Raw genomic sequence first — 23245 nt, 5'->3', positions numbered from 1 at the left:
GTGATTCCGCTGCCGTACCCGCTGCCGCTGCAGCAGGAGCCGGTGCCACTGCTGCGGCTGGTTCTGCCGGTGGTGCAGGATCCTCCGCTCATGCCGGCGACGCCGCTCCCACGGGTCGGCACGCTGCAACCACTGGCGCGGACTCTGCAACCTTTGGAGCAGGCGCTGCAACGAGTGGCGCAGACTCGACCACCACGTCGTCGTCGTCGAACACCGCGGCCGCTGATGATTCCAAGCAGATCCTGTCCGTTGACTCGATCCGTCTGGATGCCTCGGCCGGTTCCCGTAGTGTGGCCATCGATCAGGCCGGTGACCTGCTGGTGGACACCGGTGCAGTGGACCGCGCGTATGTGAACGCCATGCATGAGCGAGAGTCCTCCGTGTCCACGTTCATGGGCAACGGCTTGGCCATCCCGCACGGCACCAACGAGGCCAAATCGGCCATCCACGATTCCGCCATGTCATTCATCCGCTACGGACAGCCGGTGGACTGGGGTGGCCAGGAAGTCAAGTACGTGATCGGCATTGCCGGTGCGGATGGTCAGCACCTGGGCCTGCTGGCAAAGATCGCCAAGATCTTCTCCAAGAAGGAATCTCTTGCTCAACTGGAGGCAGCACAGACTCCGGAGGAGATCTTGGAGATCTTCGGAAAGGTGAATGGATGAAAGCCCTGCACTTTGGCGCCGGCAACATCGGCCGCGGATTCGTAGGTGTTCTGCTGCACGAGGCCGGTTACGAGTTGGTGTTCGCCGATGTGGCCGCACCGCTGATCGATGCTCTCAACGCCCAGGACACCTACACCGTCCACGAGGTCGGGTTCGAGGCGCGGGATCTGACAGTCACCGGATTCTCCGGAGTGAACTCCGCGGCAGATCCGCAAGGTTTGCTGGAGCAGATCAAGACGGCTGATGTGATCACCACGGCTGTTGGCCCCACGGTCTTGCGGATCATTGCCCCGACCTTGGCCGAGGGCCTGCGTGCCCGGGCTGAAGCCGGTGGGTCCACCGTGGCCGTGATGGCGTGTGAAAACGCCATCAACGCCACCGATGGCCTGGCTGAGTCCATCCGGGAGGTTTACCCGCAAGTGGACCAGATCGCGATTTTCGCCAACACCGCCGTGGACCGGATCGTTCCCAACCAGGCGCCCGGACAGGGCCTGGACGTGACCGTGGAGACCTACTACGAGTGGGCCGTGGAATCCCCGGCCTTCGGTGAGAGCGGCCCGGAAATCCCTGGTGTCACATGGGTGGAGGATCTGGCTCCCTACATCACCCGCAAGCTGTTCACGGTCAACACCGGCCACGCTGCCACCGCGTACTTTGGCTACCAGGCCGGGATCTCCAAGATCTCGGATGCACTGGAGGACTCCCAGGTGCGCGCCAAGGTGGAAGCAGTTCTGGGGGAAACCAAGGCGCTGCTGGTGGAGAAGTTCGGCTTTGCCCCGGAGGTCCAGCAGGCCTACGTGAACAAGATCCTCACCCGCTTCTCCAACCCGTACCTGCCGGACACGGTGGAGCGGGTTGGGCGAGCTCCGTTGCGCAAGATCTCCCACAACGAGCGTTTTGTGGGCCCGGCAGCGGAACTGGCCGAACGCGGAATGGACGCATCAGCATTGGTCTCGGCAGTGGGAGCCGCACTGGGCTTCGACGTCGCTGATGATGCCGAGGCGCAAGAGCTCCAGACCAAACTGGCCGCATCCCGCGGTGATGGTGCGGCCACGGAGCTACTGGTTACGGAACTGACCGGAGTGGCTGCGGATCACCCGCTGTTTCCCAAACTGTTGGAGGTGTTCACCGCGGTTTGATCCGCGGCTTCAGATCAGCAGTTCTGACCCCACGAAACCCCCGGCTCCTGTGTGGAGCCGGGGGTTTCCTTTTCTTGAAGCGAACTACTTCCGCACCCGTTGGCGGCGTGACCGGTATGACTCCTCGGTGGCGCAGCTCAGCCGGTTTTCGCTGACCCCGGTGGGTTAGGCTGAGCGCATGTGTGGAATCGTTGGATATGTGGGTCTGCCCGAGACGCCGGACCGTGAACTTTATGCCCTGGAATATGTGCTGGAAGGCCTGCGCCGACTGGAATACCGCGGGTACGACTCCGCCGGTGTGGCCGTGGTGGCAGACGGCAAGGTCGATTACCGCAAGAAGGCGGGCAAGGTCTCCAGCCTGGACGTGGAACTGGAAGTCAGCCCGCTGCCGAACGCAGTCCTGGGCATCGGCCACACCCGTTGGGCAACCCACGGTGGACCCACGGACTCCAACGCTCACCCGCACGTGGTGGACAACGGCCGGCTTGCCGTGGTGCACAACGGCATCATCGAGAACTTCGCTGAGCTCAAGAACGAGCTGAGCGCCAAGGGCTACTCGTTCGTCTCCGAAACTGACACTGAAGTGGCCGCCACTCTGCTGGGGGACTTCTACAACAAGGAGGCCGGCCGGGACCTCAGCCGTGCCATGCAGCTGGCCGCACAGCGGTTGGCAGGTGCTTTCACCCTTCTGGCCGTTCATGCCGATCACGCCGACCGAATTGTGGCCGCCCGCTACAACTCCCCGTTGGTGATCGGCCTGGGCCAGGGCGAGAACTTCCTAGGTTCGGACGTCTCCGGGTTCATCCAGCACACCAAGAGTGCTGTGGAGATGGATAACAACCAGATTGTCACCATCACGGCCACGGATTACTCCATCACCGACTTTGAAGGCAACCCGGTTGAGGGCAAGCCCTTTGATGTCACCTGGGATGCAGCCGCAGCCGAAAAGGGTGGATTCAACTCCTTCATGGAGAAGGAGATCCACGACCAGCCCTCCGCCGTCCACGACACCCTCCTGGGCCGCCTGGATGAAACCGGCCAGCTGACCCTGGATGAATTGCGCATTGACGAGTCCCTGCTGCGTTCGGTGGACAAGATTGTGGTGATCGCCTGCGGCACCGCCGCCTACGCCGGTCACGTTGCCCGCTACGCCATCGAACACTGGTGCCGCATCCCCACCGAGGTGGAGCTGGCCCACGAGTTCCGCTACCGGGATCCGATCGTCAACGAGAAGACCCTGGTGGTTGCCCTCTCCCAGTCCGGCGAGACCATGGACACCCTCATGGCCATCCGTCACGCCCGGGAACAGGGTGCCAAGGTGATTGCCATCTGCAACACCAACGGCTCCTCCATCCCGCGTGAGTCCGACGCCAATCTCTACACCCACGCCGGTCCGGAGATTGCCGTGGCCTCCACCAAGGCCTTCCTGGCGCAGATCACCGCGGCCTACCTACTGGGTCTCTACCTGGCTCAGCTGCGCGGCAACATGTTCTCCGATGAGATCGGTGAGGTCCTGCGCGAGCTGCAGGCCATGCCGGAGAAGATCCAGACCGTGATCGACGGTGCTGATGCCATCAAGGCCATGGGCACGGAGATGGGCAACACGGAATCCGTGCTGTTCCTGGGCCGTCACGTGGGCTTCCCGGTGGCTCTGGAAGGTGCACTGAAGCTCAAGGAGATCGCCTACATCCACGCTGAAGGCTTTGCCGCAGGCGAGCTCAAGCACGGTCCGATCGCTCTGATCGAACCGGGCCAGAAGGTGTTCGTGGTGGTTCCCTCCCCACGTGGCCGCAACTCGTTGCACTCCAAGGTGGTCTCCAACATCCAGGAGATCCGCGCTCGCGGTGCCGAGACCATTGTGATTGCTGAAGACGGTGACACCGCTGTGGAGGCCTACGCCAACCACATCATCCGCATCCCGCAGTCGCCCACGCTGCTGCAGCCCTTGCTGGCCACCGTTCCGCTGCAGATCTTTGCCTGCGCCATGGCGGAGGCAAAGGGATACGACGTCGACCAGCCCCGTAACCTGGCCAAGTCCGTCACGGTGGAGTGACTTTTCGCTTCCACTGATTCCTGTGTCCGGCAGGGGATCAGGTGAGCTCATGACCATGCGGTCAGGGTGTCTGACTCAGGCAGTACCCTGGCCGCATGATCATTGGTACCGGAATTGACGTGGTGGACATCCAACGGTTTGAACGCCAGTTGGAGCGCACACCCCGGTTGATCGAGCGGCTGTTCGCGCCGTCCGAACGTGAGCTCCCGGTGCAGTCCTTGGCCGCGCGATTTGCTGCCAAGGAGGCCACTGCCAAGGCCTTGAAGGCACCTCCGGGCATGATCTGGCAGCACTGCTGGATTGAGAAGACCAAGTGGGGTGCCCCGGTGCTGCGCATGGAAGGCACGGTGGCTGCGGAGGCGGCCAAACAAGGCATTGACCGTTGGCATCTGTCCATGTCTCACGACGGCGGTATGGCCATGGCTTACGTCGTGGCCGAAGGCTTTCCGGTGGACGCGTTGCCTGATGCACAGGGGGAGTCTGCATGATTGCCGCCTGGACCGGTCAGCAGATCAGAGATGCTGAACGCCCATTCTTGGAGGACGGTGACGGCCCCGCGCTCATGGGCCGGGCCGCACACGCCTTGGCGCTGGAATGTGTGAGGGTGCTTCGCGCAGGTGTCGGTGTGATGGGCGCCCGCGTGGTGGCACTGGTGGGGACCGGCAACAACGGCGGGGATGCCCTGTGGGCGGCAGCCCATTTACGACGCCGCGGCACCAGCGTTCACGTGATCACCACCGGTGATGCGCTCCATCCTCAGGGCGGGCAAGCAGCACGGGCAGCAGGTGCCCGGTTTGACTCCTTGAACCACCTGGGGGTTGCTGAGGCAGCCCAGTTGTGCCGGGAAGCAGACCTGGTCCTGGACGCAGTGCTGGGCACGGGGGCCCGCGGTGGGTTACGCGGGGAGTTCCAGGAGCTGGTGTCGGATCTTCTGGATCTCCGTGCGTCAGCGCCAGCGGGGCAAGGACCTACGGTGGTGGCGGTCGACGTCGTTTCTGGCGTGGAAGCGGACACGGCACATGCACCGGGCCCGGTGCTGAATGCCGATCACACGGTGACTTTCGGCGGGGCCAAAGTGGCTCACGTGGTGCCGCCCGGCTCGCAGCTCAGCGGCCACGTCACGGTGGTGCCCATCGGGATCGAGGACGTCTTGCCCGTGCCCCAGGTGGTGCAGATCGAGCCGGAAGACATTCAGGCGTTGTGGCCACGGCCGGTGGCAGGTGACCACAAGTACACGCGCGGAGTCCTGGGTGTGGTGGCGGGCAGCCGCCAGTATCCGGGGGCGGCACTGTTGTGCACCCGTTCCGCTGTGGCAGCCGGTGTGGGCATGGTGCGCTATCTGGGGGATGCGGAAACGTGCACGTTGGTCACGTTGACCTCACCGGAGGTCGTTTCCAGCGGGGATGATCCGGGGGACGTTCACGTCCAGGCCTGGGTGGCCGGCCCCGGGGCTGTGGACCAGGAACAGAGTGCACGCATCCGTGCCGTCCTGGAACAGGATGAACCGGCGGTTCTGGACGCCGGTGCTTTTGAACCGGTGGGTCAGCTGCTGGGGGATCGTTCGTTGGGGCCCCGCCACATCCTCACACCGCATGCGGGTGAGCTGGAGCAACTGCTCACGTGGTGCCAGGCCTGGGGGCGGACCGAGTCCGCACCAACTCGTGGGCAGATCGAGGCGGCCCCTTTGACCTGGGCCCGGGAGGCAGCGCGTGCCACCGGAGCTACCGTGCTGCTCAAGGGTGCTGTCACAGTGGTGGCCGCACCCGGTGCAGGCCCGGGGTTCACGGTTTCGCACGGAAGTTCGTGGTTGTCCACGGCGGGATCGGGTGACTGCCTGGCCGGAATCGTGGGCACACTTCTTGCACACGTACAGGGCCGCCCGGAGGGCTTTCAGGCCGCAGTCCAGGCGTGGGTGACTGCCAGTCTGCTGCCTGATGGTGCGCGTGGGCAGCTGCTGGAGCAGCTGCAGCCCGAGAACCTCTGGGCCCTGGTGGCCGCGGTGGGAGCGGGCCTGCACGCCTCGGCCTCTGTGGTGGCCGGTCATGGACCGCAACCGTGTCTGCCGGAGCACATCAGGGCGGTTCTGACCCGCGACGTGACTTTTCCCTCGGCATAACTCAGGGTGCTTAGGACTGGAGGCTGAGTGGGGCTAGTAAGCTCGAACCCGTGTGGTCTGTACTGGGCCATGCCCACACCCGCCTGACAGGAGAACTGATTCGTGACCGAAGTATGGCCTGGTAACCCGTACCCCCTGGGTGCAACCTACGACGGCGCCGGAACCAACTTTGCCTTGTTCAGCGAGGTCGCAGATCGCGTGGAGTTGTGCTTGTTCGACGAGGACGAGAACGAAACTCGCATTGAACTGACCGCCGTTGACGGCTACGTGTGGCACTGCTTCCTCCCCGAGGTCCAGCCCGGTCAGCGCTACGGGTACCGAGTGCACGGTCCCTGGGACCCGGCCAACGGACACCGCTGCAACCCCGCCAAGCTTCTGCTGGACCCCTACGCCAAGGCCGTTGACGGCTTTGTCCGCGAGTGGGGCCAGCCGCTGTTCTCCTACAACTTTGGCGACGAGGACTCCTTCAACCAGGAGGACTCGGCCGAGCTGATGATGAAGGGCGTGGTCATCAATCCGTACTTCGACTGGGAAGGCGACCGTTCTCCCGGGCGTCAGTACCACAAGTCCGTGATCTACGAGGCCCACGTCAAGGGTCTGACCAAGCTGCACCCTGAGGTCCCGGAGAACATGCAGGGCACCTACGCCGGTGTGGCTCACCCCGCGGTGATCTCCCACCTGAAGAAGCTGGGTATCACGGCTATTGAACTGATGCCCGTGCACGAGTTCGTGCAGGATTCCACGTTGTTGGAAAAGGACCTGCGCAACTACTGGGGTTACAACACCATCAGCTTCTTTGCCCCGCACCACGACTACAGCTCCTCCACCACGCTGGGTGGCCAGGTCCAGGAGTTCAAGGCCATGGTGCGTGCCCTGCACCGTGCGGACATCGAGGTCATCCTGGACGTGGTCTACAACCACACGGCTGAGGGCAACCACATGGGCCCCACGCTGTCCATGAGGGGGATCGACAACAATGCCTACTACCGTCTGGTGGAGGACGATCCCAAGTTCTACATGGACTACACGGGCACCGGTAACTCCTTGAACGTGCGCCACCCGCACTCTCTGCAGCTGATCATGGACTCCCTGCGTTACTGGGTGACGGAAATGCACGTGGACGGCTTCCGCTTTGACTTGGCCTCCACCTTGGCCCGCGAGTTCTACGACGTGGACAAACTCTCCACCTTCTTCGAGCTGGTGCAGCAGGATCCGATCGTCTCCCAGGTCAAGCTGATTGCTGAGCCCTGGGACGTTGGCCCCGGTGGTTACCAGGTGGGCAACTTCCCGCCCCAGTGGACCGAGTGGAACGGTAAGTACCGTGACGTCCTGCGCGATTTCTGGCGCGGTGAGCCCTCCACCCTGGGTGAGTTCGCCTCCCGCATCACGGGTTCTGCTGATCTGTACGAGAACAGCGGCCGCCGCCCGTATGCCTCCATCAACTTTGTGACCGCTCACGACGGTTTCACGTTGCGGGACCTGGTCTCCTACAACGACAAGCACAACGACGCCAACGGCGAGGACAACAACGACGGCGAGTCCCACAACCGCTCCTGGAACTGCGGTGTGGAAGGACCCACGGATGACCCCGAGGTGTTGGCCTGGCGCGCGCGTCAGCAGCGCAACTTCATTGCCACGTTGATGCTCTCCCAGGGCACGCCCATGTTGTTGCACGGCGATGAGCTGGGCCGCAGCCAGGGTGGCAACAACAACACCTACGCCCAGGACAACGAGATCTCTTGGATCAACTGGGACACTGCGGACACTCCGCTCATGGAGTTCACCTCTGCGCTGATCCACCTGCGCCGGGACCACCCCACGTTCCGCCGTGGCCAGTTCTTTGACGGCCGTCCGGTGGAAATGGGGGAGCTGCGTGCAGGGGATCCCATGCCGGACATTGTCTGGTTGGACAAGGACGGCACCCCCATGTCCCCGGGTGACTGGGATGAACCCCTGTCCCGGACACTGGGCATGTGGCTCAACGGTCACGGCATCTCCGGTGTGGACCGCCGGGGACGTCAGATCACGGATGTGGACTTCATCATCTGGTTCAACTCCTCACCAGAGGACGTGGAGGTCACGGTCCCCGCAGCCCCCTACGGCACCAAGTGGGAGGAGGTGCTGGACACCGCCGGTGAGCACGGGGACGGTTCCGTGCTGGAGCACTCGACCGTCTTCACGCTGAAGGCCAAGTCCGTGGTGGTCCTGCGGCAGTGGGAGGAGCCGGAGGAGGAGCCGGACGTGTCCGTGGCCGCCTCCGTGGCTGCTTACTCCGCACAGTCCCAGCCCGACCAGTGATTGTGTGCCGTGTCCGCATTTGCCGTTGGCGCAGGTGCGGACACGGCCATCAGCACCCCTCACAGCATCATTAACAGGAGAGTCCCACCGTGCGTATCCCGGCTTCCACCTATCGCTTGCAGATCACCCAGGACTTTGACCTGGACCAGGCGGCCGAGCAGATCGAGTACCTGCGCAACCTGGGGGTGGATTGGCTGTACCTCTCACCGGTTCTGCAGTCCACGGAGGGTTCCCAGCACGGGTACGACGTTGTGGATCCCACGGTGATCGACCGTGCTCGCGGTGGCCGGGACGCTTTTGATCGCCTGTGCCGGGCTGCGCACCAGGCCGGTATGGGCGTGATTGTGGACGTGGTTCCCAATCACCAGGGTGTGGCCGAACCCCGGCAGAACCCGTGGTGGTGGTCCCTGCTCAAGGAGGGTGCGGGGTCCCCGCATGCGGACGCTTTTGACGTCGACTGGGAGGCCTTTGGCGGCAAACTCATGATCCCTGTGTTGGGAGACGACACCGACGACGACGGCGCCCCGGTGCCCGGTCAGGCTCACCAGGCACTGTCTGATCTGACGGTCCGTGTTGAGGACGGGGAGCCCGTGTTGGCCTATTGGGACAACCTCTACCCGCTGGCCGATGGCACGTACACCCTGGATGAAAGCGGCAACGTGGCCGAGGACGCTTCCGCGGTCCACGAGCGGCAGCACTATCAGCTGGTGAACTGGCGCACTGGGGATGCTGCGCTGAACTACCGGCGCTTCTTCACCGTCACCACGCTGGCCGGGATCCGTGTGGAGGACCCCCAGGTGCTGGAGGAGTCCCACACGGAGATCAAGCGTTGGTTTGGTGACCAGCTGGTGGACGGTCTGCGCATCGACCACCCGGACGGTTTGCGGGATCCGGGCCGTTACCTGAAGGACCTGCAGGGCATCACCGGTGGGGCTTACGTGCTGATCGAAAAGATCTTGGAGCCGGGGGAAAAGCTGCCCCACGAATGGTTGGAAAACGGCTCTACGGCCGGGACCACGGGCTATGACGCACTGGGCACTGTGGATCGGTTGTTGGTTGATCCCGCCGGTGCCTACCCGCTGACCACCCTGGAAGCTGCGCTCCGTCAGGGGTCCACGGCAGACGGTACGCAAGAGGGCAACTGGGCGAGGATGATCCACGGCACCAAGCGCGCGGTGGTGGATGGCGCCCTGCATGCCGAGGTGGAGCGCCTGGCACGGGAGGCGGCCGGGGAGTCGGCGCTGACCGAGTTCAGCCACGATCAGCTGGTGGATGCCCTCAGCGAGATCCTGGCGAACTTTGACGTCTACCGGACCTACCTGCCGGACGGTGTGGAGCATCTGGAGGCCGCATTGCAGAGCGCCATCGCACAGCGGGGCGACCTTGAACCTGTAATTACACAACTGGGCCCGGTGCTGGGGCTCAACGCCTTGGAATCGGAGCTGACTCCGGTGGCCCGGCGCTTCCAGCAGACCTCCGGCATGGTCATGGCCAAGGGCGTGGAGGACGCGGCTTTCTACCGGTTCTCCCGGTTGACCTCGCTGACCGAGGTGGGCGGGGATCCATCGGTTTTTGCCCTGAGCCCGGCGGACGTGCACGCGGAAATGCAGCGCCGCCACCAGGAAGAACCCCTGGCCATGACCACGCTGTCCACTCACGACACCAAGCGTTCCGAATCGGTGCGCGCGCGGATCTCCGTGTTGGCTGAAGCTGCCAATGACTGGGCTTCCACCGTGGCCTACGTTCAGAAACAAGCCGCTGCGGCCGGGGTGGGCCCGCTGGCCGACCGCACCCTGGCCAATCTGGTACTGCAGGCACTGGCCGGGGCCTGGCCGATCGAACGCGAGCGGGCTGTGGACTACGCACTCAAGGCCGCACGGGAAGCACAGACCGCAACAGCGTGGGTAGACGGTTCCGAGGACTTTGAACAAGAGCTGACCCGGTTTGTTGAGGTGGTCCTGGACGAGCCCTCCGTCCGTGGAGCTTTTGAAGGACTGGTCCGCAAGATCGAACACCCGGGATACGTCAACGCCTTGAGCCAGAAGCTGGTGCAGCTGACCATGCCCGGTGTTCCGGATGTGTACCAGGGCAGCGAGCTGTGGGCCCCGGCCCTGGTGGATCCGGACAACCGCCGTCCCGTGGACTACAAGGACTTGGCGCAGCGCCTGGAGGCTGTGGACACGCGGCGCGATGATCCGGGCATTGCCCGCGCCCACTCAGTGCCTGCAGTGGATGACTCCGGGGACGCCAAGTTGCTGGTGACCTCCCGAGCACTGCGCCTACGCCGTGACCATGCGGAGCTGTTCACGGACTACACGCCTGTTGCTGCCGAAGGCCCCGCAGCAGACCACCTGTTCGCCTTCAACCGCGGCGGCGCCATCACCCTGGTCACCAGGCTTCCCCTGGGGCTGGCCCAAGCCGGCGGCTGGGCAGAGACCAGCGTGGAACTGCCTGAGGGCGCTTGGGTGGATGAACTCACCGGAGGCCGATTCGAGGGAACGGTCCAGGTCGCCCAGATCTTGGACCTGCTCCCGGTGGCCTTGCTGCGCCGGGCCTGAGCGGCGTCGTCGTCAACCAATCCCAAAAACCGTCCCGCACTGCGGGAACCGCTGCCAACCTGCGAAAGCTGATTGCACCATGACTGATACCCGCCGCCGGCACCTGGACCGCTTTGATGTGTTCGCCCCGCATGCTGCAGGGGTGACCGTGCGCATTGATGGCCAGGACTTTGCCATGATTCCCGCCACGGAGCTGGAGGACCACCACCCGCGGGGACTGGACCCCAAGCCGCTCTACAGCACCGGTGAACGCGGGCTGCAGGGCTGGTGGACGCTGCCGGACTCGGCGGCAGGCCAGGTACCGGAGACCACGGTGCGCTACGGCTACGTGCTGTCCAAGACCAAGGATCCGGGCACCAAGAAGGAACAGAAGATCACCTCTGAGGTGCTGCCGGATCCGCGTTCCCCCCGCCAACCGCAGGGTGTGCACGATCTGTCCTGCACGTTTGATGCCCACGAGTTACAGTGGAGTGACGGACAGTGGAACGGCAAGCCACTGGAGGGGGCGATCCTCTACGAGCTGCACGTGGGGACGTTCACCCCGGAAGGCACGTTCGAGGCTGCCATCGAGCACCTGGACGAGCTGGTGGAGCTGGGCGTGGACACCATTGAGCTGCTGCCCGTCAACGGTTTCAACGGGCACTACAACTGGGGTTACGACGGCGTGGCCTGGTACACCGTCCAGGAGGAATACGGCGGACCTCTGGGTTACCAGCGCTTTGTGGATGCCTGTCACGCCCGCGGTCTGGCCGTGGTGCAGGACGTGGTCTACAACCACCTGGGCCCCTCCGGGAATTACCTGCCGCAGTTCCTGGAGATCTTCACTGCCGGCAATTCCTCCTGGGGTGAGCAGATCAACCTGGATGCCTGGGGCTCGGACGGGGTGCGGGATCTGATCCTGGACAACGTGCGCATGTGGGTGGAGGACTACCACGTGGATGGTTTCCGCGTGGATGCGGTGCACGCCCTCAAAGACGAGCGGGCCCGGCACATCCTGCAGGAGATGTCCCAAGTGGCGCACCAGACGGCCGCCCGGTTGGGGCGCTCCAGTTACCTGATCGCGGAATCGGACATGAACGATCCCCGAATGATCGAACCCGTTGCTGACAACGGTCTGGGCATGGACGCCCAGTGGCTGGATGACTGGCACCACGCCGCTCACTGGGCACTGACCGGTGAGGAGCAGGGCTATTACGAGGACTTTGCCGGGTTGTCCTCCCTGGCCAAGAGCTACCGTGCGGGCTACTACCACGATGGCTCGTTCTCATCCTTCCGGGGCCGCTCACACGGGCACCCGGTGGATGCTGACACCCACAAGCCGTGGCAGTTTGTCAGCTACATCATGAACCATGACCAAGTGGGCAACCGCGCTGCCGGTGACCGCTTCTCCCAGTACCTCTCCACGGACCAGCAGGTGCTTTCGGCAGCCGTGCTGCTGACCCAGCCGTTCACCCCCATGCTGTTCATGGGGGAGGAGTGGGGCGCCTCCACCCCGTGGCCGTTCTTCACCTCCCACCCGGAGCCAGAGCTTGCCGAGGCTGTACGCAAGGGACGGATCGGCGAGTTCGCGCGGATGGGCTGGCAGGAATCGGAGATCGCCGATCCCCAGGACCCGGCCACTTTTGACTCGGCCGTTCTGCAGCGCTCAGAACGCGACGACGACGCCGATCACGCCCGGGTGCACACCGCCTATGGCGAGTTGATCGCGTTGCGCCGCTCCACGCCTGAGCTGACCGAACAGGATTTCCGTTCCATCAGGGCTGTTGCGGATGAGGCCAGCAGAACGCTGGTGCTCTACCGCGGAGAGCTGGGACGGGTGGCCGAAGGGGAGCCTCGTGAGGGGCTGAACGGGGTGGCCGTGGTCTTCAACTTCTCCGATGCGGAAGCCAAGGTTCCTGCCGAAATTTCCACCCAAGCGCAGACTCTCTGGGCCAGCGGTGATGTCCAGCTCTCTGCCGGTGAGTTGGGCGGCGCCGTCGTGAAACTGCCACCCTACGGAGCCGCAGTCCTGCGGGTGTGACCCAGACGCGGTGACACTGTGCCTGCGTGCCCACCGGGGTACGCAGGCACAGCGCTTTCTGGAGTTGGCGAGGTTTTACCCGGGACTCTGGTGCAGATGGCGGGGCATCGGCTGTGGTAGCTGCGGCAGGTCAGTCTTCGAGGAAGTCCGTGATCCATCGGCGGACGGCGGCCAGCGAATCAGGGTTCACCAATCCCAGGTGCTTGGCCAGTCTGTCTCGTGAGATGGTGCGAATCTGCTCGGTCATGGCGAAACTAAGGCCTTGCAGCCCAGTGTCACCCTTGAGGAGAACATGGTTGGGCCAGCCCCGGTCGGTGGTGGTGATGGGAACCGCCAAGCACAACGTGTGGACGGTTGCCAGATATGGACGACCGGAAACCACTAGTACCGGGCGCCTGCCAGCCTGTTCACGACCCACTGTTGGGTCAGGGCGTGCCCAGTAGATCTCTCCCGGAGTCAGGTCCATGCGTCGCTGGTCCATTCGCGCAATTCACGGATGTATTCCTCGTCCGGGGGGACTTTGGTCATGGCTTCCTGGACTTGACGGAAACGATCCCGGCGGGCCTCTGCCTCCAGCAGGTGCCTCAGATGCTCACCGATGTTCCGATTGTGGTGACCCGCTTGGGCCTTGAGGGCGTCCCGTAACTCCACTGTGACTTTGATGGTAGTCAAGCTCATACCAAAAGTATGACGGTGGCTGGAGTTGGTGTCCACAGTGGCGAAGCCTTCCGGTGGGGTGTGAAATGGAGGCATGTTGATTTATGGAGAGAGCACTCGTTGGACTCCGGCTGAAGACCGCTACGAGCGGATGCCGTACCGAACCCTGGGGGACTCCGGTCTGAAGCTGCCGGTGATCTCCCTGGGCCTGTGGCACAACTTTGGGGATGACACCCCGCTGCAGACCCAGAAGGAGATCCTGCGCAAGGCCTTTGACCTGGGTGTGACCCACTTTGACTTGGCCAACAACTACGGCCCGCCCAACGGATCGGCAGAACTGAACTTTGGCCGGATCCTGCGGGAGGACTTTGCGGGCCTGCGCCAGGAGCTGGTGATCTCCTCCAAAGCGGGATGGGACATGTGGCCTGGCCCCTATGGCTTCGGCGGATCACGGAAATACCTGGTGGACTCCTTGGACCAGTCCTTGGAGCGCATGGGCCTGGACCGCGTGGACATCTTCTACCACCACCGTCCGGACCCGGAGACCCCGCTGGAAGAGACCATGCGGGCCCTGGACCACATCGTCCGCTCAGGACGGGCAAGCTACGTGGGCATCTCCTCCTACAGCGCTGACCTGACCGCCCGGGCACAGCAGATCATGCGCGGACTCGGCACCCCGCTGGTGATCCACCAGCCCTCCTATTCCATGCTGAACAGGTGGATTGAAACGCCGTCGGCGAACTCCATGGGGCCCGCCCACGGCAGGAATCTGGTGCAGACCCTGACGGATCAGGGCATGGGGTCCATTGTGTTCACCCCGCTGGCTCAGGGGATGCTCACGGACAAGTACCTGGCCGGTGTGCCGGAGGACTCCCGCGCGGCGGCCTCCAAGTCCTTGAACCCGGAGTGGCTCACGGAGCAGAACATTGAACACATCCGCGAACTGAACAAAATCGCCGAGTCCCGCGGACAATCGCTGGCTCAGATGGCCATTGCCTGGACCTTGCGGGAGCAGGACGGCGGTCAGGTGACGTCAGCACTGGTGGGAGCATCCAAGGCCTCGCAGATCGTCAACAGCGTGGAGGCGGTGCAGAACCTGGAGTTCTCCGAAGCTGAGTTGGAGCAGATCAATGAGCTGGCCGTGGATGCCGGGGTGAACATCTGGGCCAAGGCCACGGAGTCCACCGACTGAGCGGGTTGGGCCGAACCCTCACCAGACTCGCGCTTCAGACGTTGATGGGCGAGTCTGGTGAAGGTTCGGCGCCGGTCACAGACCGGCCCTGGCCAGGATGAACTGGGTCATGGGCTCGTAGGCCTGTGGGGGAACGTTGTCATCCAGGGGAACCACCACGTCAATCACACCCTGGGCCTGACCCACGAACACCGCCGGATCATTGCAGTCACCCACCGCAATCACCCGGTAGCCGCGGGTGCCGGCAGCCCCTGCCATGCCGTGATCGGTCACCACCAGATCAGGCAACGGTGCGCTGCCATGCGCTTGGTGCGCAGCTTCCAGCTGATCCAAGACCAGGTCCATGGGTTCCGGGCGGTGGGTGTGCCGCAAACCGCCGTACTGCTCCACCATGACCACGTCCCCCACCGCACGGACATCCCCGGTGTCCCAGGGAATACCACCGGCGATGGTCAGAACCTCCGCCCCATGTGCCCGGGCCACGGCGGCCATGGGGGTGTAGACGGCAGGCATGGCAGCAGGATGCGCGGTGGCGAACAAGATCCGACCACGTTGCCGCACAACCTCCCCATAGATCTGCGCGTACCGCTCCAGAGCATCCACGCACAGTTGCGCACTGATGGTGTCCTGGCCTTGCGTGTACATGGGATCCGCATTGATCCCCACCTTTGCCACCATCAGGGAGAACACCGCATCCCATGTATCCTCAGGCCCAGGAGTGATTCCCATGTACTGGTGTTCGGAGGAGGCCAGGAAATCCTGAATGTTGCGCAAGTTGGCTTCCCGCGGGGTCGCCACGTCCCCCGTGATGCGCGTGGTGTCCAGATGGGTCATCAGCTCGGCCGTGGATGGCGGGATCTGAGCTCCGAAAGTTGAGGTCACGCCCCAACTCTAGAACCCACCTGGTCCCACACCGTGGTACAGGTTGACGTGAGCGCCGGCAGTGGCCTCCCAGGAAAACTTCTGTGCCCGGCTGGCCGCCGCCACTGCTCGCCGCTGACGTTCCAACGGATCTGCGGCGATCTCCACCAGAGCCTGGGCCCAGGTCCGTGGGGAACGGTCGGGAAGCAACCACCCGGTCACCCCGTCCTCCACGGCGTACTGCAGCCCGTCCACGTCCGTGGCCACCACAGGGGTCCCGCAGGCCTGGGCCTCCAGCGCCACCAACCCGAACGTTTCCGACGACGACGGCACCACCACCACGTCCGATGACCTGAACCGTGCTGCCAACTCCGTGACAGGAATGGAACCCATCAGTTCCACTGAGTCAGTCAGGCCTGCATCCGCGATCTGAGCTCTCAGGTCAGCCGTGAACTCCGGCGAGCCCACTCCCGCGATCCAGGCCTGCACAGCAGTGTCCGCGTGCTCCGCGTGGATCAGACCCAGAGCCTCCACCAGTACGTGGGGACCCTTCAGGGCTTGCAATCTCCCTGCAAAACCGATCACGAATGCTCGTTCTTCTGCGGGGCATTCAGTGGCCGGTGCTGCGTCGTCGTCGGGGTGGAAAATGCTGATGTCCACACCGGGCGGGATCACGTGAACTGTGGAGGGTGAGGCCCCGTAAAGGCGTTGGAGGTCGTGAGCTTCTGAGGTGGTGTTGGTGACGACAGCCGAGCTGTCCGAGATGGCCGTGGACTCCCCATCAACCCGGGCCACAGGCTCAGCTGGTTCCCCCGACCCGGCGCGCTGATTCTTGGCCAATGCGGTGGTGTGGAACGTGTTGACCACAGGCACCTGCCACGATTGGGCCAGTTCCAGCGCCACCACGGCGGAGAGCCAGTAGTGGCCGTGCACCACATCAGGTGGTGACCCCGCGGTGGATGCGTAGGTTTCACGGATTGCTTGGGTGATGGCCTCCAGGTGCTGAGCCATCTGTTCCTTGGTGGCATGGAGGGTCGGCGGCAGCACCACCTCCAGCAGGCGCAGGCCGGGGCAGATCTGCGACCACTGGGCCCGAGCTTCCGGGACCGATTCGTCCGGATGTTCGGAGGCTCGCCACACCGTGATGACGTCCACGCGGTGACCCAAGTCCGTCAACGAATCCGCCAGGTGGCGCACATACACGTTCATCCCGCCGGCATCCCCTTGCCCCGGTTGCATCATGGGGGAGGTGTGCAGACTCAGCAGGGCAATGTGCAGAGGCCGGGTACGCGGGTCCGGGGCAGTGATCACGGCCCCACGGTACGCGGAACCACCGTCTCAAATTTTCAGCACGGAAAAATGCGCCCAGGTAGTCGGTCCATGCGTTTTTCCATGCGCAAAGTTCTCCGGTCGGGCGGGCGGTCCAGCACCAAGTGCATGAGCACTCCAGTGTCACAATGGAGGGCGTGACTTCTGAGCCCTCGACCCCCGAGATCCGCGCCCGCCGCTCCGAGCGTTCCGCCGTGGTGGATCTGACGGCCATCCGGCACAACGTGCGCCACCTCAAGAAACTGGCGGCCCCCGCCGCGTTGATGGCCGTGGTCAAGGCCGATGCCTACGGTCACGGGGCGGTACCTGTGGCCCAGGCGGCCATCCAGGGCGGGGCAGACATGCTGGGCGTGGCCCACGTGACCGAGGCTTTGGAGCTGCGGGAGGCCGGAATCAAGGCACCCCTGCTGGCGTGGCTGCACACGGTCAACACCGACTTTGCGGCTGCCATTGAGCATCAGGTGGCGTTGGGTGTTTCCGGGTGGGAGTTGGAGGAGATCGCACGGGTTGCCCAGGACATGGGTGCCACGGCCCAGGTGCATCTGAAGGTGGACACCGGGTTGGGCCGCAACGGTTACACCTTGGCCGGGTGGCCGGCGGCTGTTCGCGCAGCAGCATCGGCTCAGCAACGTGGGGCGATCGACGTCGTGGGAATCATGACCCACCTGGGTGCCGCCGACGACCCCCAGGCCCCGGAGAACCAGGAACAACTGGATGCCTTCCAGCAAGCCGTGCAGGTGGCGCGGGATGCCGGTCTGAGGCCCTCGATCCTGCACGCAGCCAACACCCCCGGGACCTTTGACGCCCAGGACATGGCAGATCCCACGTCCATGCTGTGCGACATGGTGCGGGTGGGCATCGGGATCTACGGCATCTCTCCGTTTGCGGAGCGCACCGCTGAGGAACTGGGGCTGATCCCTGCCATGACACTGCGCACCACGGTCAACAACGTCAAGGAAGTCCCGGCCGGGCAAGGCGTGTCCTACGGTTTCAACTACCGCACGGAGCAGCCCACCACGTTGGCGCTGATTCCGCTGGGTTATGCCGATGGCGTCCCCAGGATCGGCACCGGTGGACCGGTGCGCATCCACGGCGTCAGTTACGCGGAAGTGGGCCGGGTGGCCATGGATCAGATGGTGGTGGATCTGGGGGAACCCGGGCTGGCCTCCGATCCTGACCGTAACCCACTGGGGGCTGAAGCCGTCCTGTTCGGTGCCGGGGCCAACCCGTCCGTGCGTGAGTGGTCCCAGGCTGCCCAGACCATCGACTACGAGATCGTCACCCGCATCTCACCTCGCGTTCCCCGCGAGTACGTGGAGTCCAGCACCGATTCGCTGGACAAAAACGACGACCCCGCTTGGATCCTCACCCTGGAACCCGCCTCAGCGGAAGCCACCCAACAGGTGGCCAAGAACCTGGCCGGGCACCTATGTGCAGGGGATCTGATGATCCTCACCGGTGAACTGGGGGCGGGCAAGACCACGTTCACCCAAGGCTTGGGTGCAGGTCTGGGTGTGCGCGATGGGATCATCTCTCCCACGTTTGTCCTGGCCCGCCAGCACCCCAACGACCCCCAGGGTCTGAATCCCGGTGGTCCCATGTTGGTTCACGTGGACGCCTACCGCCTGGCCACGGCCACTGAGGTGGATGACATCGACCTGGAACAGACTGTGCCCACCTCCGTGACCGTGGTGGAGTGGGGGCAAGGCAAAGTTGAGCACTTGGCGGATTCCCGCCTGGAGATCACCATTGACCGGGCCGTGGGCGCCCGGGACAACGACGGCGCCCCCACCCTGACCTCAGTGCTGGCAGATCTTGAGGCGGAGACGGAGACCGGTGAGGACGAGCCCCGCACCATGACCATCCGCGCATTCGGCCCACGCTGGAGCGGCCAGCAGCCCACGGACCTGATCTGAGAAGGGAACCCGAACACCGGTGTCCAACAAACGCAACAAGAACACCAGACGCGGGCGAAAGATGTCCTCCCAGCAGCGGGAGAAGCAGCAGCAGATGCGCGAACAGACTGGGCGGGGTTCCGGCAACAGCGTTCAGGATGCCCGTCAACGTGCCATGTCCACCTCCCCGGAGCGCGCCACCGGCACGCAGGGCGCGGCGGAGGAGGTTCGGTCAGGCCTGTTCCCGCCCAGTCGGCGTCCACCTCGGGATCCCAACCGCAAGCCGTGGGAGGTCTACGCCTGCATGATCATGGCTGTGTTGATCGTGTTCCTGGTGCCGGACTGGCGGGATCCAGAGAACCCGTGGCCTGCCTGGTTCTACGTGGCACCTCTGGCCTTTGGCGTTCTGGGCGCGTTGTTCGCCCTGTTGGACAAGAAGCGGCGGCTGGCTTGGACCTCCGCCGGTCTGGGACTGGTGCTGTTTGTGGGACTTGTTTCCGTGATTGCGCTGACAGGACCTGCCTGAGTCGATAAGGTCTGAACATCTGCGCTGGTCACAGGACTGGCCACGGGTGTATCGGAGAAACCATGACCCAGCACCACGTCTCCACATCGTCACCCGGCACGGCGCGGACGCGGCCCTACGGCACCTGGATCTGCATGGTGTTGGCGGTGGCAGCCACCCTGTACTTGCTGGACTGGACCGGCACCACTGAACCCAAACCCTTTGTCATGTTATTTCTCCCGGCGGCGCTGGGAATCGTGGGCGCTGTGCTGGCCGGGCGCAAGGGCCTGACGGGCTGGGCCGTGGCCTCGGCTCTGGTGGGCATCCTGCTGGTGCCGGCGTTGATGTTCGCCATGGTGATCATCGGGGGCCCGTGAGTCTTGCCAAGGGAAGGTGTCAGCAATGCTGCAACATGTGAAGCCACCTAGGAGGCGCCGGGAGCGTCCAGTGGTCACCGTAGTGTGCATGGTGGCGGCGCTGGCCTCGCTACTGCTGTTGATCGATTGGACAGGCACCAGCACGGCCCGCCCTGCCTGGCTCATGATGATCCCCGCCGCCTTCGGTGTACTCGGTGCACTGGCCGCTGGGCGGCAAGGTTTGGCGGGGTGGGCGGTGGTCTCGGTGGCGTGGGGAGTGGGTCTGGTCCCAGTCCTCATACTGGTGCTGACAGTGCTGCGAACACCATGAATCGTTTGCAGTCGTGGGCGGCGTGGCCAGCAACTTAGACTGGGCGGGTGCTTCTGCTGTGTTTGGACTCCTCTGCTGCTGCGTCAGTCGCCGTCGTTGACACGACTGAGCAGCAACCCCAGATCCTGGCCCGCTGGGAAACCCAGGACACTCGATCACATGCTGAGGTGCTGACACCCGCCGTTGAACAGGTCATGGCGGAGGCCTGGGTGACGGCGCAGGAGCTCAACGGAGTGCTGGTGGGCACCGGTCCTGGACCCTTCACCGGTCTGCGGGCAGGGCTTGCCACTGCCCGGACTTTGGGTTTTGCGTGGGGCCTTCCCGTGCATGGCATGTGCAGCTTGGATGCAGTGGCCAACGACGTCGCCGCGCTCCCTGACTCCGAACGCCCGACTGAGTTTGTGGTGGCCACGGATGCCCGACGCCGTGAGGTGTATTCCGCCGTGTACCGCACAGAACGTGATGGAGGGGAGGCCATACGTGCTGTCCTGGTCAGCGGCCCTTCGGTGGGGCCTGCGGCTGAGCTTCCGGACCTGCCTGCTTACGGTCGTGGTGCGGGGCTCTACGCTCAGGATCTGCCGCAGGCCGTCCTGATGCCCGTTCCGGGAGCCGTCCAGGAGAATGCACCGACCGAGTGGCAGCCCAGTGCGGCTTCGCTGGGACTGGCTGCGGCCGGCGTCGTGAACTCAGGTGGCGAGTTAAGCACGGAGACCAGCCCGCTGTATCTGCGGGAGTCGGATGCCAAGGTTCCGGGGCCGCGCAAGAAAGCCACGGCATGACGGCCGGGGTGGGCCAGCTCGATTGGCAGTTGCGCCCGGCCACCGTGCACCATGTGGCCGCCATCGAATGCCTGGAGCAGCAGCTTTTCCCGGAAGACGCGTGGTCACTGGAGATGATTCTGGCCGAAATCACCCACACCACCCGCGCCTATTGGGTGGCCGAGGCTGACGGTCAGGTGATCGGCTATGCCGGAGTGATGGTGGTGGCGGACACCGCAGACGTGCAGAACATTGCAGTGGCTCCCCACTGCGAGGGCCGTGGGCTGGGCAAAGCTTTGTTGACACAACTGCATACCGAGGCCCTCAGCCGGGGCGCTCGCGAAATCCTGCTGGAGGTCCGCACGGACAACCAGCGGGCCCAGGGGCTCTACCGGGGCTTTGGCTACACAGAGATCACCGTGCGGCGCGGCTATTACCCAGGTGGTGCGGACGCGTTGATCATGCGTGCCGAACTTGCCCCCCGTGAAGAACCAGCCACCACTGATCTGACCAGCCACATGAACGGCACCGTCAACCAGGACAACGCAGAATGACTCAGATGAAACCTCAGATCCCGGACGTGACCAACCCTTTGGTGCTGGGGATCGAGACCTCCTGCGATGAAACCGGTGTGGGAATTGTCCGGGGCCGCACACTGCTTGCCAACACCGTCTCCTCTTCAATGGATGAGCACGTCCGCTTTGGTGGAGTCATCCCGGAGATTGCCTCCCGGGCTCACCTGGAGGCCTTTGTGCCCACCCTCCAGCAAGCACTGGAGACCGCAGGTGTCACCTTGGAGGAGGTGGATGCCATCGCGGTCACGGCAGGTCCCGGGCTGGCAGGTGCTCTGATGGTGGGGGTTTCGGCGGCCAAGGCGCTTGCACTGGCCACGAACAAGCCGCTGTACGGCATCAACCACCTGGTGGCGCACGTGTCCGTGGGGCTGTTGGAGCGTGACGGCTCGGACGTGGCGGCGGAATTGATCACCGACGACGGCAACCTGGTGCCCGGACTCGGTGCCGTCCTGGTCTCCGGCGGGCACACGGAAATCTTGCGTGTGGGTGACCTGGCGGATGATGTTCAACTGCTGGGAACCACCATTGATGACGCCGCGGGCGAGGCCTATGACAAAGTGGCCCGTCTGCTGGAGCTGAGCTACCCGGGAGGTCCTGCCATCGACCATGCTGCCCGGGGTGGTCACCCCGCGGCGTTCAAATTCCCCAGGGGGCTGTCCAACGCCAAGTACATGGGGACCGTTGAATCACCCGGCAAGCACCGCTATGACTTCTCCTTCTCCGGACTCAAGACGGCCGTGGCGCGGGTGGTGGAAGCCTACGAGGCTGCGGGGGAGACCGTCCCGGTGGCTGAGATTGCAGCGTCCTTCCAGGAATCCGTGGTGGATGTGATCACCCGCAAGGCCGTGCTGGCGGCAACGGAGAACAGCATCACCACCTTGCTGTTGGGTGGCGGTGTGGCGGCCAATTCGCGGCTGCGTGAGGTGTTGGCCGAACGTTGTGCCGCCCACGGCATCCGCTTGGTGGTGCCGCCGTTGTCCCTGTGCACGGACAATGGCGCCATGGTGGCGGCCCTGGGGGCACGGTTGGTGTCCCGGAGGGTGGGGACGTCGTCGTTTGAGTTCACAGCGGATCCGGGACTGCCGGTGACCGCGGTGAGCCTCTAGTGTTCGCGGGAGGCCTGGGCCTGTAGGAACCTGAAGACCTCCACCTCATCCACACCGGGGAATGCGCCGGAGGGCATGGCTGCCAGCAGGTGCGCGTTGGCCCGGGCCGCTGGGCGGGCGTTGCCGCCCCAGGCGGCTTCCAGATCGGGTGAGGGCAGACGGCAGCACGTGGGGTCCGGGCACCGGGAGACCGAACGGGATTGCGTGTCCTTCCCGCGGAACCACTTGGCCTCCTTGAACGGCACCCCGATGGACAGCGAGTACAGCCCGGAGGAGTGACCCTCCACCACTGCAGTGCACCAGTAGGTCCCGTTGGGGGTGTCCGTGTACTGGTTGAACGCCCGGAAGTGGTCGCTGACGTTGAACACCTCCCGTGAGGTCCAGTAGCGGCAGACCTGCTGGCCTTCAATGGCGCCGATGTGGTCAGCCGGGAAGATCACTTGGTCGTTTTCGTAGGCCTTGTGGATGATCCCGGATTCGTGGACCTTCTGGAAATGACAGGTCATGCCCAGGTGTTCGGTGGCCAGGTTGGTGAACCGGTGAGCGGCGGATTCATAGGAGACACCAAAAACGTCCCGGAGGTCCTCAATGGCCAGATCCCGCCGCTCCTTGGCGGCCTTCAGGAACCGGACGGTTTGCTTCTGCGGCATCATCAGGGCCGCCGCAAAGTAGTTGGTGTAGACCCGCTGCCGCAGGAAATCCGAGTAGTCCTCCGGCTCGGACTGGTTCAGCACGTAGGCTCCAATGGCCTGGAGCAACACGGAACGTGGCTCATGCCCGGGCGTTCCTGCCCGCGCCAGGTAGAAGCGGCGGTTCTTCAGATCCGTCACC

Annotated in this window: 21 protein-coding genes; 16 read left to right on the top strand and 5 right to left on the bottom strand. The window is 64.3% G+C overall.

Translation table 11 applies throughout. The features are described from left to right. The 8 genes from L979_RS06675 to treZ form a co-directional block, all read left to right on the top strand. Positions 1-665, top strand: a 665-nt coding sequence (locus L979_RS06675; protein ID WP_047690735.1) for a PTS sugar transporter subunit IIA, incomplete at its 5' end; no start/stop codon positions are given. Next, the gene (locus L979_RS06670) at positions 662-1804 is read left to right on the top strand and encodes a mannitol-1-phosphate 5-dehydrogenase (RefSeq protein ID WP_047690733.1); all 1143 of its coding nucleotides are present in this window, start codon (positions 662-664) and stop codon (positions 1802-1804) included. The genes L979_RS06675 and L979_RS06670, both read left to right, overlap by 4 nt. A gap of 178 nt (positions 1805-1982) precedes the next feature. Next, positions 1983-3857, top strand: coding sequence for a glutamine--fructose-6-phosphate transaminase (isomerizing) (gene glmS / locus L979_RS06665; protein WP_047690731.1), 1875 nt, complete (start codon positions 1983-1985; stop codon positions 3855-3857). 95 nt (positions 3858-3952) lie between these two features. After that, positions 3953-4345, top strand: a complete 393-nt coding sequence (locus tag L979_RS06660; RefSeq protein WP_047690728.1) for a holo-ACP synthase — start codon at positions 3953-3955, stop codon at positions 4343-4345. Further along, complete coding sequence (locus L979_RS06655; RefSeq protein ID WP_047690726.1) at positions 4342-5973, top strand: NAD(P)H-hydrate epimerase; 1632 nt, start codon at positions 4342-4344, stop codon at positions 5971-5973. Before L979_RS06660 ends, L979_RS06655 begins: the two co-directional genes overlap by 4 nt. Before the next feature lie 102 nt (positions 5974-6075). Continuing rightward, entirely contained in the window at positions 6076-8271 is a 2196-nt protein-coding gene (glgX, locus tag L979_RS06650) for a glycogen debranching protein GlgX (protein WP_047690724.1), read from the top strand. Positions 8272-8360: 89 nt separating this feature from the next. After that, entirely contained in the window at positions 8361-10829 is a 2469-nt protein-coding gene (treY, locus tag L979_RS06645) for a malto-oligosyltrehalose synthase (protein ID WP_047690722.1), read from the top strand. Between the two features lie 79 nt (positions 10830-10908). Next, positions 10909-12849 (top strand): malto-oligosyltrehalose trehalohydrolase, encoded by a 1941-nt coding sequence (treZ, locus tag L979_RS06640; protein ID WP_047690719.1) that lies wholly within the window; start codon positions 10909-10911, stop codon positions 12847-12849. Between the two features lie 130 nt (positions 12850-12979). On the opposite strand, the gene L979_RS06635 is transcribed toward treZ, so the two are convergent. Both L979_RS06635 and L979_RS06630 read right to left on the bottom strand, forming a co-directional pair. Further along, complete coding sequence (locus L979_RS06635) at positions 12980-13315, bottom strand: type II toxin-antitoxin system PemK/MazF family toxin (protein ID WP_119933003.1); 336 nt, start codon at positions 13313-13315, stop codon at positions 12980-12982. Next, positions 13306-13527 carry a hypothetical protein gene (locus L979_RS06630; protein ID WP_052209606.1) on the bottom strand — a complete coding sequence of 74 codons (222 nt, stop codon included), beginning with the start codon at positions 13525-13527 and terminating at the stop codon, positions 13306-13308. Before L979_RS06630 ends, L979_RS06635 begins: the two co-directional genes overlap by 10 nt. Positions 13528-13600: 73 nt before the next feature. Here L979_RS06630 and mgrA point away from each other — a divergent pair, with 73 nt between their 5' ends. Then, a complete protein-coding gene (mgrA, locus tag L979_RS06625; RefSeq protein ID WP_047690714.1) occupies positions 13601-14698 on the top strand; it encodes an L-glyceraldehyde 3-phosphate reductase in 1098 nt (365 codons plus the stop codon). Positions 14699-14773: 75 nt separating this feature from the next. On the opposite strand, the gene L979_RS06620 is transcribed toward mgrA, so the two are convergent. Both L979_RS06620 and L979_RS06615 read right to left on the bottom strand, forming a co-directional pair. Next, a complete protein-coding gene (locus tag L979_RS06620) occupies positions 14774-15580 on the bottom strand; it encodes a phosphatase (protein ID WP_369792978.1) in 807 nt (268 codons plus the stop codon). A 9-nt stretch (positions 15581-15589) separates the two neighbouring features. After that, the gene (locus L979_RS06615; protein ID WP_052209605.1) at positions 15590-16870 is read right to left on the bottom strand and encodes a glycosyltransferase; all 1281 of its coding nucleotides are present in this window, start codon (positions 16868-16870) and stop codon (positions 15590-15592) included. Between the two features lie 146 nt (positions 16871-17016). On the opposite strand from L979_RS06615, the gene alr reads away from it, so the two are divergent. The 7 genes from alr (at position 17017) to tsaD (ending at position 22414) form a co-directional block, all read left to right on the top strand. Further along, the gene (alr, locus tag L979_RS06610) at positions 17017-18804 is read left to right on the top strand and encodes an alanine racemase (RefSeq protein ID WP_081993943.1); all 1788 of its coding nucleotides are present in this window, start codon (positions 17017-17019) and stop codon (positions 18802-18804) included. Positions 18805-18823: 19 nt separating this feature from the next. Continuing rightward, positions 18824-19309, top strand: coding sequence for a hypothetical protein (locus tag L979_RS06605; RefSeq protein ID WP_047690711.1), 486 nt, complete (start codon positions 18824-18826; stop codon positions 19307-19309). A 62-nt stretch (positions 19310-19371) separates the two neighbouring features. Next, positions 19372-19665 carry a hypothetical protein gene (locus L979_RS06600; protein WP_047690709.1) on the top strand — a complete coding sequence of 98 codons (294 nt, stop codon included), beginning with the start codon at positions 19372-19374 and terminating at the stop codon, positions 19663-19665. Between the two features lie 70 nt (positions 19666-19735). Next, positions 19736-19975: a hypothetical protein gene (locus L979_RS06595; RefSeq protein WP_156125458.1), complete on the top strand. Its 240-nt coding sequence runs from the start codon at positions 19736-19738 to the stop codon at positions 19973-19975. Between the two features lie 47 nt (positions 19976-20022). Continuing rightward, positions 20023-20754, top strand: coding sequence for a tRNA (adenosine(37)-N6)-threonylcarbamoyltransferase complex dimerization subunit type 1 TsaB (gene tsaB / locus L979_RS06590; protein WP_047690703.1), 732 nt, complete (start codon positions 20023-20025; stop codon positions 20752-20754). Then, the gene (gene rimI, locus L979_RS06585; RefSeq protein ID WP_052209604.1) at positions 20751-21287 is read left to right on the top strand and encodes a ribosomal protein S18-alanine N-acetyltransferase; all 537 of its coding nucleotides are present in this window, start codon (positions 20751-20753) and stop codon (positions 21285-21287) included. Before tsaB ends, rimI begins: the two co-directional genes overlap by 4 nt. A gap of 5 nt (positions 21288-21292) precedes the next feature. Then, the gene (gene tsaD, locus L979_RS06580) at positions 21293-22414 is read left to right on the top strand and encodes a tRNA (adenosine(37)-N6)-threonylcarbamoyltransferase complex transferase subunit TsaD (RefSeq protein WP_047690737.1); all 1122 of its coding nucleotides are present in this window, start codon (positions 21293-21295) and stop codon (positions 22412-22414) included. Here the strand turns inward: tsaD and L979_RS06575 are convergent. Further along, positions 22411-23245 (bottom strand): ImmA/IrrE family metallo-endopeptidase (locus L979_RS06575; protein WP_047690701.1); only part of this gene is annotated, 835 nt, incomplete at its 5' end. The two genes, tsaD and L979_RS06575, sit on opposite strands and share 4 nt — an antisense overlap.

This window comes from Kocuria sp. ZOR0020, assembly GCF_000800955.1.
GTDB lineage: Bacteria > Actinomycetota > Actinomycetes > Actinomycetales > Micrococcaceae > Kocuria > Kocuria subflava.
Note: the sequence above shows the minus strand (reverse complement) of the source record. Positions and strands in the feature narration are given on the sequence as shown.